The organism is Streptomyces fulvoviolaceus, from assembly GCF_000718165.1.
Classification (GTDB): Bacteria; Actinomycetota; Actinomycetes; order Streptomycetales; family Streptomycetaceae; genus Streptomyces; species Streptomyces fulvoviolaceus.
The window spans coordinates 76120-89747 of sequence record NZ_JOEY01000002.1 but is presented as its reverse complement, the minus strand read 5'-3'; the positions used below and the strand labels follow the sequence as shown (position 1 = coordinate 89747).

The window sequence follows — 13628 nt, the reverse complement described above, 5'->3', positions numbered from 1 at the left end:
ACCACGCAGTGTCCGGCTCCGCCGGACAGGAAACCGCGACGCTCCGCGCCGCCACCATCAGATTCGCCTCACCATCGGCCTGAAGGCCGATGCACTGCGATTGAATCCCGGTAGCGTTCGCGCAACTTGTACTTGAGGACCTTCCGCAGCGTCTCGTTCCGCGGAAGGGCGTCCACCACCTCCAGCTGCTCCGGCAGCTTGTGCGTCGACAGCCCTTCCGCGCGCAGATACGAGGTCATCGCGTCCAAGGTCAACTTCTCGGCCCCCGGCGGCTGTTCCACCACCGCGCACACCCGCTCCCCGCGCTCGGCGTCCGGCAGTCCGATCACGGCCACGTCCCCGATCGCCGGATGCGCGGCCAGCAGGTCCTCGATCTCCTTCGCCGAGATGTTCTCGCCCTTGCGGATGATCACGTCCTTGAGCCGCCCGGTGAGCACCAGATGCCCGCTCCCGGTCAGCTGCCCCAGGTCACCGGTCCGCAGGAACCCGTCCCCGTCGAAGGCCTCGGCGGTCTGCGCCGCGTCCAGATACCCCTGGCACACGGCCTCCCCGCGCAACCGCACCTCCCCGTCGACGATCCGTATCTCCATCCCCTCCGGCGGCCGTCCTTCGGTCGTCGCCAGGTTCTCCGTGGTGTCGTCCGGCGAACCCATGGTGATCATCGGCACCTCGGTCATGCCGTACCCGTGAGTGAGCTGCACCCCCATCTCCCGTACGACGGAGTGGTAGATCTCCGGCGGCTTGGGCGCCCCGCCGCCCGCGAGCAGCCGCAGGGAAGGGATCACGGGGGAGTCCGGCTGCTTGCGCTGTTCCGTCAGGAACATCGAATAGAAGGCCGTCGACCCGCCCGCCACCGTCACCCCGTGCTTGCGGTACCCCTCCAGCGCGTCCGGCAGCGCGAACTGCTCGAACATCACCGCGGGGAAGCCGTACAGCAGCAGCATCACCGTGTAGTCGGGCCCGGCGATGTGGGCGTACGGGAACGCCATCGAGCCCACGTCGTCGGCGGACAGACGCAGCGCGTGCGCGAGGCACGAGCCCCCCGCGATCAGCGAACGGTCCGTGTGCAGCACGCCCTTGGGGTCGGAGGTGGTGCCCGAGGTCCAGTAGATCCAGCGCACCGAGGTGCCCTCGGCGGGCGGGGCGGGAAGCACGGCCGGATCGCCCTCGGGCAGCGCGTCGTACGCCTCGAAGACCCCCTTCGCGCCGAGTCGTCGCGCCATCTCCGTGTGGTCGAAGCCGCGCCATTCGCCGGGTATCGCGAAGAACTCCGCCTTCGACTCCCGGAGCGCGAAGCCGACCTCGCGGTCCCGGTAGAAGGGAATGATCGGCGTCTGTACGGCGCCCAGGCGGGCCAGGGCGAAGGACAGCAGGGCCGTCTCGATCCGGGTGGGCAGCTGCCAGGCCACGACCGTGCCGGGGCGTACGCCCATGCTGTGCAGGCCGGCCGCCACGCGCTCGGCACGCGCGCGTAGTTCTCCGAAGGTCAGGGTGCGGTCGTCCTGGAGGAGGACCGGGCGGTCGGGGGTGAGGTCGGCACGGCGGGCGACCAGTTCCCAGAGGGTGCGGGAGGAACTCAGGGCGTGCGCGGTGTCGTTCATGACGGCCCCCTGCCACTTAGCTGACGGTCAGTCAGATCGTGGCAGAGCGTAGGGCGGGATGCCTTGTCGGTCCAGGGGTGTGGGGCTAGCCTCGCCACAGAACGGCATCTGACGGATCATCAGATACGGAAGATACGGGTGTGGGCCATGGATCTCGCGTACACGCCGGAAGAGGAGGAGTTCCGCGCGCGGCTGCGGGAGTGGCTGGCCAAGGTGCTCCCCACGCTGCCACCGAAACCGTCCCCGGACGACTGGCCCGCCCGCAGGTCCTACGACCTCGGCTGGCAGCGCATGCTCCACGACGCCGGGTACGCCGGCCTGCACTGGCCCGTCGACGCGGGCGGCCAAGGGGCCACGCCCACCCAGCACTTGATCTACCTGGAGGAGACCGAGAACGCGGGCGCTCCCTATGTGGGGGCGGGGTTCGTCGGCCTGCTGCACGCCGGGCCGACGATCGCGGCCGAGGGGAGCGCCGAGCAGCGGGCCCGCTGGCTGCCGCCGATCCTGCGCGGCGAGGAGGTCTGGTGCCAGGGCTTCAGCGAACCGGACGCCGGAAGCGACCTCGCGGCACTGCGCACGCGCGCGCGTAGGGACGGCGACGCGTACGTGGTGAGTGGGTCCAAGATCTGGACCTCCCATGCCGAAGTCGCCGACTGGTGCGAGCTGTTGGTGCGGACGGATCCCTCTGCTCAGAAGCACCGGGGCATCACCTGGCTCGCCCTGCCCATGGACGCGCCAGGCGTCACCGTACGGCCGCTCAGGACCCTCGCCGGGTCCGCCGAGTTCGCCGAGGTGTTCCTCGACGATGTGCGGGTGCCCGTGGCCAACCGGGTGGGCGACGAGAACGACGGCTGGCGCGTGACCATGGTGACGCTGTCCTTCGAGCGCGGCACGGCCTTCGTGGGCGAGGTGGTGGCGTGCCGGCGCGTGCTCGGTGAACTCGCCCGTACGGCACGGAGGAACGGCCGCTGGGACGACCCGGCGCTCCGGCGACGACTGGGCCGGCTGAACGCCGAGTTCCGTGCGCTGTGGCGGTTGACGCAGTGGAACGTCAGCGAGGCGGAGACGGGCGGCGGCGTACCCGGCGTAGGGGGTTCGGTTTTCAAACTGAGCTACTCGCATGCGCGGCAGGAGCTCTACGACGCCGCGGCCGACGTCCTCGGCCCGGAGTCCCTCGACCTGGACCGTCCGTGGGTGCTCGACCGGCTGTCCTCGCTGTCGTACACCATCGCCGCCGGCACTTCGCAGATCCAGCGGAACATCGTGGCCGAGCGGATCCTCGGCCTTCCGAAGGGGCGGTGACCTCCCGATGCGCTTCCAACTGACGGCGGACCAGCGGGCGTTGCGGGACGTCTTACGAGGGCTTCTGACGCGTCGCTTCGGCGGTGCGGCGCTGCGGGCGGCGGTCGACGCGCCCGGACTGGACCGGGCGCTGTGGCGGGAGCTCGGCGATGTCGGGTTCTTCGCGTTGCGGCTGCCGGAGGCGGACGGCGGGGTCGGACTCGGGCTGCCCGAAGCGGTGTTGGCCTTCGAGGAGGCCGGACGGGCCCTGCTGCCGGGACCCTTGGTGGCCACGCATCTCGCGGCGGGAGTGGTCCCGGGAGCGGCCGGCGGGGAGGCGGTCGTGACGGCCGTGGACGGGCGGCTCGTGGAGTGGCTGGCGGAGGCGGACGTCGTCCACGGAGAGGCGGGGGCCGCCGCCGGGGCCGTACCGCTGCGGTCGGTGGATCCGCTGACGCCGCTGCACCGGGTGGCGGCGCCGGCCCCCGCGGACCCCGTCGCCTCTCTCCTCACCGCCGCCGAACAGCTCGGCACGGCCACGCGCGCGTGCGAGCTGGCCGTGCAACACGCCCGGACGCGTGAGCAGTTCGGGCAGCCGATCGGGGCCTTCCAGGCGGTCAAGCACCTGTGCGCGCAGATGCTGGTGCGGGCCGAGGTGGCCCGGGCCGCGGTCTACGCGGCCGCCGTCACCGCCGACCCGGTGGACATCGCCGCGGCCCGGCTGCTGGCCGACGAGGCCGCCGAGCGCGGCGCCCGCGACTGCCTCCAGGTGCACGGCGGCATGGGGTTCACCTGGGAGTCCGAGGTGCATCTGCATCTGAAGCGGGCGTGGGTGCGGGCGCAGCGTGGCGGTGGCAGCACGGAGAGTGAGGAGCTGCTCGCGGCCGATCTGGTGGCCTGAGGGCGCTGGGCTGGGACGTCGCGGAATCCGTCTTCACGGATGTCGCGGATTGTGGCATACCGGAATTACGGAGCGTTGATATCGGGTTGTGTCCTATGCGTGACCCGTCACGTCCTGGAGTCGGGGGCCCACTCCGGTACCTTCTGTGGGATGCGAGTGGTTCCGAGCACGAGCCATGCCGGTGTTGCCTTCGGGGCGGCTCCGGATCCGGCGGTGCGCGCCGCAGCTCGCGAGGCGGAAAGGCCTGATGCCCCCGCCTGTTCGACTTCCCACAGCGAGCGTCGCACAGTATGCCGCACGGGTACTCCTTCGCGCTGGAATATGCCCGAAGCGCTTGTTGGCGTGACTGTACGTCAACCATGCTGTCTCGTAAGGGATTCACGTTCTGTGACTCCGGCTTTGGCCATTGTTCTGGCCATGCAAAAAATGGCTACGATCGTGGCCCTCGTGAGGCGCGAGGCCACGTGCCCGCCGGTTCGGATGGTGTGAGCGGTGCAGGTGCTTCAAGTGCAGCTGGAGATCCGGCCCGACCCCGCAGAGGTGGGGCGAGCCCGGAGGTGGGCCCGCTCGCGGCTCGCCGGTTCCGGGATAGGGGCCGACGAGCCGCTCGCCGAGATCCTGATCCTGCTCGTGTCCGAACTGGTCACCAACGCCGTGGTGCACACCGGCTGTCCGGCCGTCCTGCGGCTGTCCCTGCCGGACGCGGAGGAGGAGTCCGCCACCGTCCGCCTCGAGGTCGCCGACCGCAGCGGCCGGGCCCCGGTGCCGCGGTGCGCGGACGGCGACGAGACTGGCGGCCGGGGCCTCGCCCTCGTCGACGGCCTCGCGGACCGCTGGGGCTGGAGCCCCGAGGGGGCGGGCAAGAGCATCTGGTGCGAACTGGACCGCTGTGCGCAGTCCCGGGAGGGCGCGGAGACCTACAGGGTCGGCGCCGTGGCGTACGAGGGGCTGGCGTTCGAGGCGGTGTGACCGGCGCGCGGGATCGGAAGGTCCGTCAGCCCTGGTGCATGGGTGCAGAAACCGCTGTCATCCCTGTTCGTGATGATGTGGTGCGCCGGGGGATGCCTCTGTGCGCGCCCGTAGCAAATGGCACATAAGTAATAAATCCCCGAACGGGTGTTGACGTCTCTTGTCCGTTTGATCACGCTTGTGGTCAGCGATTCGCCGTGAGGGGACGACGAGGGCTCCGGTGACGGGAGCCCTTGACGAGTGTGGGTCGTGATTCGGCGGTCGGCTCTCAGGGCTGAGAGGGGTCGGGGCGGGTGCGCCGGAGTCGGTTGGCGGCGCGCGGTGCCGTGCTCGGGGCGGGCAGGGCGCGCCGCCGGCCGACCTAGAGAACGGCCACCGGCGCCACGGGCGTTCCGGTTCCGCCCACGAACGGCTCGGGCATCGCCGACAGCAGGAATGCGTAGCGGCCGGTTTCTCCACAGGCTGTGGACAACTTTTCGAGATTCCAGTTCTGGCCTTGCAGCATCCCCATCTCCACGAGGTCGAGCGCATGCACGGGCAGCCACAGGTCCTCGATCTCGGGCGGAAAGATCTCGAACGTGAGGGTGTCGTTCGCCACGGCCGCGACATCGCGCGCGTGGAACCACTCCGGCGTGCGGATCGACAGCCCCGGCGACGGATAGCCGTACGCCTCCTTGTTCCCGGCGAGATAGACCTGGATCTGCCCCGTCCTGACGAGCACGATGTCGCCGGCGCGCACGCGCGTGCCCGCGAGTTCCTCGGCGGCCTCCAGGTCCTCCGGGGTGACGGCGTGGCCGCCGTCGAGCCGGTCCACGGCACGCGCGCGTGCCACGTCGAGCAGCACCCCGCGCGAGACGATGTGCCGCGCCTTGTCGATGCCGCTGAACTCGGCGCCGGCGTGCGGGGTGATGGAGTCCGCCGGGCGGCCGTTGTACAGCTTGCCCGAGTGCGAGACATGGGTGAGTGCGTCCCAGTGGGTGGCGGCCTGCAGCCCCATGGTCACGGCGTCGTCGCTGCACGCGACTGTTCCCGGGCCGAAGATCTCCTGGTTGATCTGGACCATGGTGTGCAGCGGGTTGACCCGCCCCGGCATCAGGCCGGTCTGGACGCCGTCCTGCCGCAGCGGGAGGGCGAGGGGGACGCGACGGCCGGTGCGGATCTCCTTCGCGGCCTCCCGTACCACCTCGTCGGTGATCAGGTTCAGGGTGCCGATCTCGTCGTCGGCGCCCCAACGACCCCAGTTGTTCACGCGCTTGGCGATGTCGTGGAACTCGGCCGGTAGCGACATCCGTCCTCCCCGGGGCTTGTGCCCGTCCATCTGACGGGTCATAAAATCTAACGGTCCGTCAGAAACCGCGGGAAGGGGCCGGCATGGGGAACTTCTTGGCAGGCAAGGTCGTCGCCGTGACCGGTGCCGGGCGGGGGATCGGGCGGGCGGTCGCGTTGGGCGCGGCGGCCGAGGGGGCGCGGGTCGTCGTCAACGACTACGGCGTCTCGATGGACGGTGCCTCCCCCGCGAGCGAGGTCGCCTCCTCCGTGGTGAAGGAGATCGAGGCGGCCGGTGGCGAGGCGGTCGCCGTCGCCGACGACATCTCCACCATGGCGGGCGGACAGCGGGTCGTGGACGCGGCGGTGTCGTCGTACGGCCGTGTCGACGGGGTCGTGTGCGTGGCCGGGATCCTGCGTGAGCGGATGCTGTTCAACATGTCCGAGGAGGAGTGGGACGCGGTGGTCGCCACCCACCTCAAGGGCACGTTCACCGTTTTCCGGGCGGCGTCCGCGGTGATGCGGAAGCAACGGGCGGGGACCTTGATCGGGTTCACCAGCGGGAATCATCAGGGGTCGGTTTCGCAGGCCAACTACAGCGCGGCCAAGGGCGGGATCATCTCGCTGGTGCGGAGTGCTGCGCTGGGGCTGAACAAGTACGGGGTGACCGCTAATGCGGTGGCGCCGGTTGCTCGTACGCGCATGTCGGCGAATGTTCCTGTGTCGCTGGCGGAGATCGGTGAACCGGAGGACGTGGCCGCGCTCGTCGTTTACCTGCTGTCCGAGCGGGCTCAGGGGATTACCGGGCAGGTTTACACGATTGCCGGGCCGAAGATCGCGGTGTGGGCTCAGCCTCGGGAGTTGCGGGCCGTGTATGCCTCCGGCGGTTGGACGCCGGAAACGATTGCGGAGTTTCTGCCGGGGTCTGTGGGGGTGGATCCGATGCCGATGCTTTCGCAGGTGGGGGAGATGGAGCGGGCCGCGCGGGATGGGGATCGGCCTAACGCGTAATAGCTCGGGGGGTGCGGTTGTTCGGCGGCTGCGGGTGCGTTGTGGCTGGTCGCGCCCACGCGGCGGAGCCGCATATCGACACAGCCCCGCGCCCCTGGGGGGTTGGACTCGTCCGGTGTTGGGAGGAGAGGTCCGTGGAGTTTGGGTTCAGCGTCGAGGACGAGGCGTTTCGGGCGGAAGTGAAGGCGTGGCTTGATGCGCATGTCGACGTCGACCAGGACCGGCGTACCTGGGAACGCACCCTCGGGAAAGGCGGCTGGATCGGGCTTGGATGGTCGGAGGAGGGATACGGGAATCGGACCGCCTCCCTTACCCAGCAGGTTGCCTGGGCCGAGGAATACGCCCGGTCGTCCGCGCCTCCGCGGTCCGGGCACATCGGGGAGAACCTGCTTGCCCCTACCCTCATCGCCCACGGGACTCCCGAGCAGAAGGACCGTTTTCTGCCGCCCATTGCCGCCGGGGAGGAACTTTGGTGTCAGGGATACAGCGAGCCCGGTGCCGGGTCGGATCTGGCAGGGATTCGTACGGTGGCCGTGTGCGAAGGGGCTTACTACCGGATCACGGGGCAGAAGATCTGGACCTCGCTGGCCCATGAGGCGGACTGGTGCTTTGTGCTGGCCAGGACGGAAGAAGGGTCCAGACGCCATCACGGGCTGAGTTTTCTGCTCGTTCCCATGGATCAGCCGGGGCGTATCGAGGTGCGGCCCATACGGCAGATGACGGGGACGAGCGAGTTCAACGAGGTGTTCTTCGACGGGGCACGCGCGCGTGTGGAGCACGTCGTCGGGAGCGAGGGCGGCGGGTGGAAGGTCGCGATGAGTCTGCTCGGGTTCGAGCGGGGCGTCTCGACGCTCGCCCAGCAGATCGGGTTCGCGGAGGAGCTCGGGAGGGTCGTGCGGGCGGCCGTGGAGAGCGGGGCGGTGCGCGATCCCGTCGTACGGGACCGGCTTGTGCGGCAGTGGGCCGAGCTGAGGGTCATGCGATGGAACGCCCTGCGGACGCTGGGGGGTTCGGCCGGTCCCGGGGCGTCCAGTGTGGCCAAGCTGCTGTGGGGCGGCTGGCATCAGCGGCTCGGGGAGCTGGCGATGGAGGTGCGGGGCGCGGCGGCGGCCGTAGGGCCGGCGGACTGGGCGGCCTCGGCGCCGTATGAACTCGACGTACTGCAACACCTGTTCCTGTTCTCCCGGGCCGACACGATCTACGGCGGCTCGGACCAGATCCAGCGCACGATCATCGCCGAGCGTGTGCTCGGCCTGCCGAGGGAGCCCAAGGGGGTCGTCTGATGCGCGGCGTGCTGTTCGACGGGACGCAGGTCCAGGTCGTCGATGATCTGGAGGTGCGGGATCCGGGGCCCGGTGAGGTCCAGGTCGCGATCTCGGCGGCCGGGTTGTGCCACAGCGACCTGTCCGTGGTGGACGGGACCATCCCCTTTCCGGTTCCCGTGGTGTTGGGGCATGAGGGGGCCGGGGTGGTGGAGGCCGTCGGCGCGGGTGTCACCCATGTCGCGCCCGGTGACCATGTGGCCCTGTCCACGCTCGCCAACTGCGGTACGTGCGCGGAGTGCGACCGGGGGCGGCCGACGATGTGCCGGAAGGCGATCGGGCGGCCGGGCCGGCCCTTCGTGCGCGGAGGGCGGCCCGTGTTCCAGTTCGCCTCCAACTCCGCCTTCGCGGAGCGGACGGTGGTGAAGGCCGTTCAGGCGGTGCGGATCCCGAAGGACATTCCCATGCCCTCCGCCGCGCTCATCGGGTGCGGGGTGCTGACCGGGGTGGGGGCCGTGCTCAACAGGGCCCGGGTGGACCGTGGGGACAGTGTGCTGGTGATCGGCACCGGCGGGATCGGGCTCAACGTCATCCAGGGCGCCCGGATCGCGGGGGCGCTGCGGATCGTGGCGGTCGATGCCAATCCGGCGAAGGAGGCGATGGCCCGACAGTTCGGTGCGACCGACTTCCTGACCTCCGCGGAAGGGGTGCGGGACCTGCTGCCCACGGGGGTGGACCACGCCTTCGAGTGCGTCGGGCGGGTCGAACTGATCCGGGCCGCCGTCGATTTGCTGGACCGGCACGGCCAGGCGGTCCTCCTCGGGGTGCCGTCGGCGACCGCCGAGGCGTCCTTCCTCGTCTCCTCGATGTTCCTGGACAAGGCGATCCTCGGCTGCCGGTACGGGTCCTCGCGGCCGCAGCGGGACATCCCGCTGTACGCGGAGCTCTACCGGCAAGGGCGGTTGTTCCTCGACGAGTTGGTGACCGAGACGTACCCGGTGGAGGACTTCGAGAAGGCGGTGGGGGATGCGGAGGCGGGACGGGTGGCGCGGGGCGTGCTGACGTTCTGAGCGGCGGCCCGGCGGTTATCCACAGGCTGGGAAATCCGTTGTCGGGTTGTCAGTGCCACCCCCTAACGTCGAGCGCATGACCTACCGCGACGTCGCCTCCAAGCAGGTCCTCGTCTGGGCCTGCACCTCCGTCGGCGCCCGCATGCCCGTGGCCATGGCCCCGCTGGCCCTGGTCTTCCTGGTGCGCGAGCGACCGGGTGGATACGCGTTGGGGGCGGCGATCGCGGCGGCCTATGTGATCGGCGAGATCGTCGGGGCTCCCGTCCTCGGGATGCGGCTGCGTCCCGAGCATGCCCGCCCCCAGCTGGCCGGAGGGCTCACGGTAGGAGCCGCCGGGTTCGCGGGCCTCGGGGCGTTTCCCGACGCGCACGCGGTGGTGCTCGCCGCGCTCGCGTTCCTGGCCGGGGCCGCTCCGGCCGCGGCCACCGGAGGTCTGCGCTCGCTGCTCACCGAGCTCGTGCCCGAGCGGGCCGTGGCGCAGGCGCTGTCCACCGAGTCCATGCTGAACTCGGGCATATGGGCCGTCTCGCCGGTCGCCGTCGCCGGCCTGGCGCTCGGCGTCGCACCGTATGTCCCGCTGCTGCTGGCGGCCGCCCTGATGGCGTCGTCGGTCGGGGGCCTGTGGCTGCTGCCGGCCGGCTGGGCGACGGACGACGCGTTGGGCGGGGAGCGGGCGGGCGGGTCGGTCTTCCGGCTCCTGACCGACGCCTGGCCGGTGTACGTCACGGGCGCGGCCAGTCTCGGCCTGCTGGGCCTCGCCGAACTCGTCCTGCCCGCCCTCCTCGAACAGCGCGGCATCGCCGTCGGCTGGTCCGGGCCGCTGCTGGCAGGGCTGGCGGTGGGCGCGGGGCTCGGCGCGTTCCTCTACGGCCTGCGCAGCTGGCCGGGACGGCTGCGCACCCGCAGTGTCGTGCTGATGTGTGTCCTGTCGGTCTTCGTGACGCTCGCCGCGCTGATACCGAACACGGCCGGTATCGCGGCCGCGCTGGCCGTGGGCGGCCTGGTCCAGTCGGGCGCGCTCATCACCCGCAACCTGTCCCTGCGCGAGGTCCTCCCGCCGAGTGCCCTCGCCGCGGGCTACTCCGTCATGTACGCGGCCGCCGGTGTGGGCTACGCGGTCACGGGCTCCCTCGCCGGCGGTCTGCTCAAGGTGACGGCGCCGTCCAACGCCATCCTGGCCGGAGTCGGCCTCACCCTGGTGCTGACGGCGGTCGGCTGGTGGGGCGAGGTCCGGCGCGCGGGGCGTTCAGCGCGGGGCGCCGACCTCGTCGTAGCCCCCGGTTCCGCCGTTCCCGGACCGGAAGGTGCGGCGATACGCGGTGGGCGTGACCCCGAGTGCCGTCTGTAGGTGCTGGCGCATCGACTGGGCCGTGCCGAAGCCGGCGTCCCGGGCGACCTGGTCGACGGACAGGTCGGTGGACTCCAGCAGGTGCCGGGCCCGTTCCACCCGCTGCTGGGTGAGCCACTGGCCGGGGCTGACACCGACCTCCTCGCGGAAGCGGCGCGTGAACGTCCGTACGGACATGGCCTCCTGCTCGGCCATGTCGCGCAGCTGGATCGGCTCGTGCAGACGGCCCAGCGCCCAGGCGCGGGCCGAGGTCGTGGTCGCCTGCTGCGGGTCGGGCACCGGCCGGTGGATGTACTGCGCCTGACCGCCGTCGCGATGGGGCGGTACGACGGTGCGGCGGGCCACCTCGTTGGCGACCGCCGTGCCGTGGTCGCGGCGCACGATGTGCAGGCACAGGTCGATCCCGGCCGCGACGCCCGCGGAGGTCAGCACGTCCCCGTCGTCGATGAACAGGACGTCCGGGTCGACCCTGATCTTCGGGAAGAGCTGCTGGAGGCGCTCGGCGTCGGCCCAGTGCGTGGTGGCGGGGCGGCCGTCGAGGAAGCCGGCGGCGGCCAGGACGGACACGCCGTTGCAGATCGAGGCGAGGCGGGTGCCGGGGCGGATGTGGGCTAGCGCGGCGGCCAGTTCGGCGGTGAGCACGCCCTTTTCGTGGACCGGTCCGGACTCGTAGAACGCCGGGACGACCACAGTGTCGGCGGTGGCCAGCGTCTCCGGGCCGTGCTCGACCTGGATGGCGAAGTCCGCGTCGGTCTCGACCGGACCCGGCGGCCGGATCGAGCAGGTCACGACCTCGTACAGGTGTCGCTTCTCGGTGTCCTTGGGGCGGCCGAAGATGCGGTGCGGGATGCCCAGTTCGAAGGGGAGCAGCCCGTCCAGGGCGAGGACGACTACGCGGTGCGGACGGAAGGTTCGCTCGGTGGCCATGGCCCGATCCTAGCTAATGCTGTCCTCCGGGCCAGTGGTTCTCGGTGATCGTAGGCCCGAAGCTCGTTGACGTGACGCAGACAACCGACGCCACCGCCACCGACCAGGCGCCCCGCCCCGAGCGCCGTACTCGCATCCACCGTGCCTGGTTCGTCGCCGCCGTCACCTTCGTGACGATCATCGGCGCGGCCGCCTTCCGTTCGCTGCCCGGGCTGCTCATCGACCCCCTGCACACGGAGTTCGGCTGGTCGCGCGGCACGATCGGGGCGGCCGTCTCGGTCAACCTCGCGCTGTACGGGCTCACCGCGCCCTTTGCCGCGGCGCTGATGGACCGCTTCGGCATCCGGCGGGTGGTCGCGATCGCGCTCACCGTGATCGCGATCGGCTCGGGCCTGACGGTGTGGATGACGGCGGCCTGGCAACTGCTGCTGTGCTGGGGTCTGCTGGTCGGACTGGGCTCCGGCTCGATGGCGCTGGCCTTCGCGGCGACGGTCACCAACCGCTGGTTCACCGAGCGGCGCGGTCTGGTCACCGGCATCCTGACCGCCGCCTCCGCCTCCGGCCAGCTGATCTTCCTGCCCGTGCTGTCCTGGATGGTCGAGACCCACGACTGGCGTCCGGCGGCCGTGACGGTGGCGCTGGCGGCCCTCGCGGTCGTCCCCTTCGTCTGGCTGCTGCTGCGAGACCACCCGGCCGACGTGGGCCTGAAGCCGTACGGCGCGAAGGAGTTCGTGCCCAAGCCCGAGCCCGTGCCGGGCGCCGCCCGTCGCGCCGTGACGGTCCTCTTCAAGGCCGCCCGCACCGGCCCCTTCTGGCTGCTCGCCGGGACCTTCGCGATCTGCGGCGCCTCCACCAACGGCCTGATCCAGACCCACTTCGTGCCCGCCGCCCACGACGCGCACATGCCCGTCACGGCGGCGGCCTCGCTGCTCGCCGTCATCGGTGTCTTCGACGTGGTCGGCACGATCGCCTCCGGCTGGTTCACCGACCGCTTCGATCCGCGCCGGCTGCTCGCGGCGTACTACGCGCTGCGCGGCATCTCGCTCCTCTTCCTGCCCGTGCTGCTGGCCCCGAGCGTCCACCCGCCGATGCTCTTCTTCATCGTCTTCTACGGCCTCGACTGGGTCGCCACGGTCCCGCCCACCGTCGCCCTGTGCCGGGAGCAGTACGGCGAGGACAGCGCGATCGTCTTCGGCTGGGTGCTGGCCTCCCACCAGGTCGGCGCGGCGCTCGTGGCCTTCCTCGGGGGTGTGGTGCGGGACGTGTTCGGGACGTACGACATGGTCTGGTACGCGGCGGGCGCGCTGTGCGCGGTGGCGGCGCTGATGGCGCTGGTGATCCGACGGCGGCCCGATCCGGGACCCGCGCTCGCCTAGACGAACCGCCCCTTGTGGAACAGCAGCGGCTGCTCGTCCTCCTCGGTCGCCCCCAGCGCGTCCACCCGCCCCACCACGATCAGATGGTCCCCGCCCGTGTGCACCGCGTGGATCGTGCAGTCGATCCACGCGAGCGTGCCCGCGAGGCGGGGGGAGCCGGACACGGGCGCCGCGTCGTACGGCACGTTCGCGAACTTGTCCGCGCCGCTGACCGCGAAGCCACGGCACAGCTCCCCCTGGTGGGCCGCCAGGACGTTGACGCAGAAGACGCCGGCGTGGGCGATGCGGGGCCAGGTCGTCGACGTACGGCCGACCATGAAGGAGACGAGGGGCGGGTCGAGGGACAGGGAGGAGAAGGACTGGCAGGCGAAGCCGGCGGGGCCGTCCTCGCCGTCGGCGGCGGGTGCGGTGACCACGGCCACGCCCGTCGCGAAGTTCCCCAGCACCCTCCGGAACTCGGCCTGCCCGACCGGCGCGCGCTCGTCCTCGCCGACGCAGCGCAGCTCGGGGCGCGGCAACGGCTCCACGGGCGCCGCGCCGACCGACCGGAGGTAGCGGACGGCGGCCTCGGCCATGCCTGCTTGTCCCATCACGTCAACCATTGAAGCTGACGGTT

At 71.1% G+C, this 13628-nt stretch carries 12 protein-coding genes; 8 read left to right on the top strand and 4 right to left on the bottom strand.

Annotated elements, in window-relative coordinates; all coding sequences use genetic code 11:
* Nucleotides 1–68 precede the first annotated feature (68 nt).
* On the bottom strand, nucleotides 69–1601 hold the full coding sequence (locus IG08_RS0102250) for a class I adenylate-forming enzyme family protein (RefSeq protein ID WP_030595495.1): 1533 nt from the start codon (nucleotides 1599–1601) through the stop codon (nucleotides 69–71).
* Between the two features lie 147 nt (nucleotides 1602–1748).
* On the opposite strand from IG08_RS0102250, the gene IG08_RS0102245 reads away from it, so the two are divergent.
* From IG08_RS0102245 to IG08_RS0102235, 3 genes are all read left to right on the top strand, one after another.
* Nucleotides 1749–2903, top strand: a complete 1155-nt coding sequence (locus IG08_RS0102245; RefSeq protein ID WP_030595493.1) for an acyl-CoA dehydrogenase — start codon at nucleotides 1749–1751, stop codon at nucleotides 2901–2903.
* 7 nt (nucleotides 2904–2910) lie between these two features.
* Nucleotides 2911–3783, top strand: a complete 873-nt coding sequence (locus tag IG08_RS0102240) for an acyl-CoA dehydrogenase family protein (RefSeq protein WP_030595492.1) — start codon at nucleotides 2911–2913, stop codon at nucleotides 3781–3783.
* Nucleotides 3784–4290: 507 nt separating this feature from the next.
* Nucleotides 4291–4752: an ATP-binding protein gene (locus tag IG08_RS0102235; protein WP_030595490.1), complete on the top strand. Its 462-nt coding sequence runs from the start codon at nucleotides 4291–4293 to the stop codon at nucleotides 4750–4752.
* A 361-nt stretch (nucleotides 4753–5113) separates the two neighbouring features.
* On the opposite strand, the gene IG08_RS0102230 is transcribed toward IG08_RS0102235, so the two are convergent.
* Nucleotides 5114–6040 carry a cyclase family protein gene (locus tag IG08_RS0102230; protein WP_030595488.1) on the bottom strand — a complete coding sequence of 309 codons (927 nt, stop codon included), beginning with the start codon at nucleotides 6038–6040 and terminating at the stop codon, nucleotides 5114–5116.
* 83 nt (nucleotides 6041–6123) lie between these two features.
* Here IG08_RS0102230 and IG08_RS0102225 point away from each other — a divergent pair, with 83 nt between their 5' ends.
* From IG08_RS0102225 to IG08_RS0102210, 4 genes are all read left to right on the top strand, one after another.
* A complete protein-coding gene (locus IG08_RS0102225; RefSeq protein ID WP_030595486.1) occupies nucleotides 6124–7029 on the top strand; it encodes an SDR family oxidoreductase in 906 nt (301 codons plus the stop codon).
* A gap of 134 nt (nucleotides 7030–7163) precedes the next feature.
* Nucleotides 7164–8312, top strand: coding sequence for an acyl-CoA dehydrogenase family protein (locus tag IG08_RS0102220; protein WP_030595484.1), 1149 nt, complete (start codon nucleotides 7164–7166; stop codon nucleotides 8310–8312).
* On the top strand, nucleotides 8312–9361 hold the full coding sequence (locus tag IG08_RS0102215; RefSeq protein ID WP_030595481.1) for a Zn-dependent alcohol dehydrogenase: 1050 nt from the start codon (nucleotides 8312–8314) through the stop codon (nucleotides 9359–9361). The genes IG08_RS0102220 and IG08_RS0102215 overlap by 1 nt, the downstream gene beginning before the upstream one ends.
* Before the next feature lie 76 nt (nucleotides 9362–9437).
* Nucleotides 9438–10709: an MFS transporter gene (locus tag IG08_RS0102210; protein ID WP_043452990.1), complete on the top strand. Its 1272-nt coding sequence runs from the start codon at nucleotides 9438–9440 to the stop codon at nucleotides 10707–10709.
* Here the strand turns inward: IG08_RS0102210 and IG08_RS0102205 are convergent.
* The gene (locus IG08_RS0102205; RefSeq protein WP_030595476.1) at nucleotides 10608–11636 is read right to left on the bottom strand and encodes a GlxA family transcriptional regulator; all 1029 of its coding nucleotides are present in this window, start codon (nucleotides 11634–11636) and stop codon (nucleotides 10608–10610) included. The two genes, IG08_RS0102210 and IG08_RS0102205, sit on opposite strands and share 102 nt — an antisense overlap.
* A 71-nt stretch (nucleotides 11637–11707) precedes the next feature.
* Here IG08_RS0102205 and IG08_RS0102200 point away from each other — a divergent pair, with 71 nt between their 5' ends.
* Nucleotides 11708–13012, top strand: a complete 1305-nt coding sequence (locus IG08_RS0102200; protein ID WP_030595471.1) for an MFS transporter — start codon at nucleotides 11708–11710, stop codon at nucleotides 13010–13012.
* On the opposite strand, the gene IG08_RS0102195 is transcribed toward IG08_RS0102200, so the two are convergent.
* Nucleotides 13009–13602 (bottom strand): flavin reductase family protein, encoded by a 594-nt coding sequence (locus IG08_RS0102195; protein ID WP_234342790.1) that lies wholly within the window; start codon nucleotides 13600–13602, stop codon nucleotides 13009–13011. The two genes, IG08_RS0102200 and IG08_RS0102195, sit on opposite strands and share 4 nt — an antisense overlap.
* Nucleotides 13603–13628 lie beyond the last annotated feature (26 nt).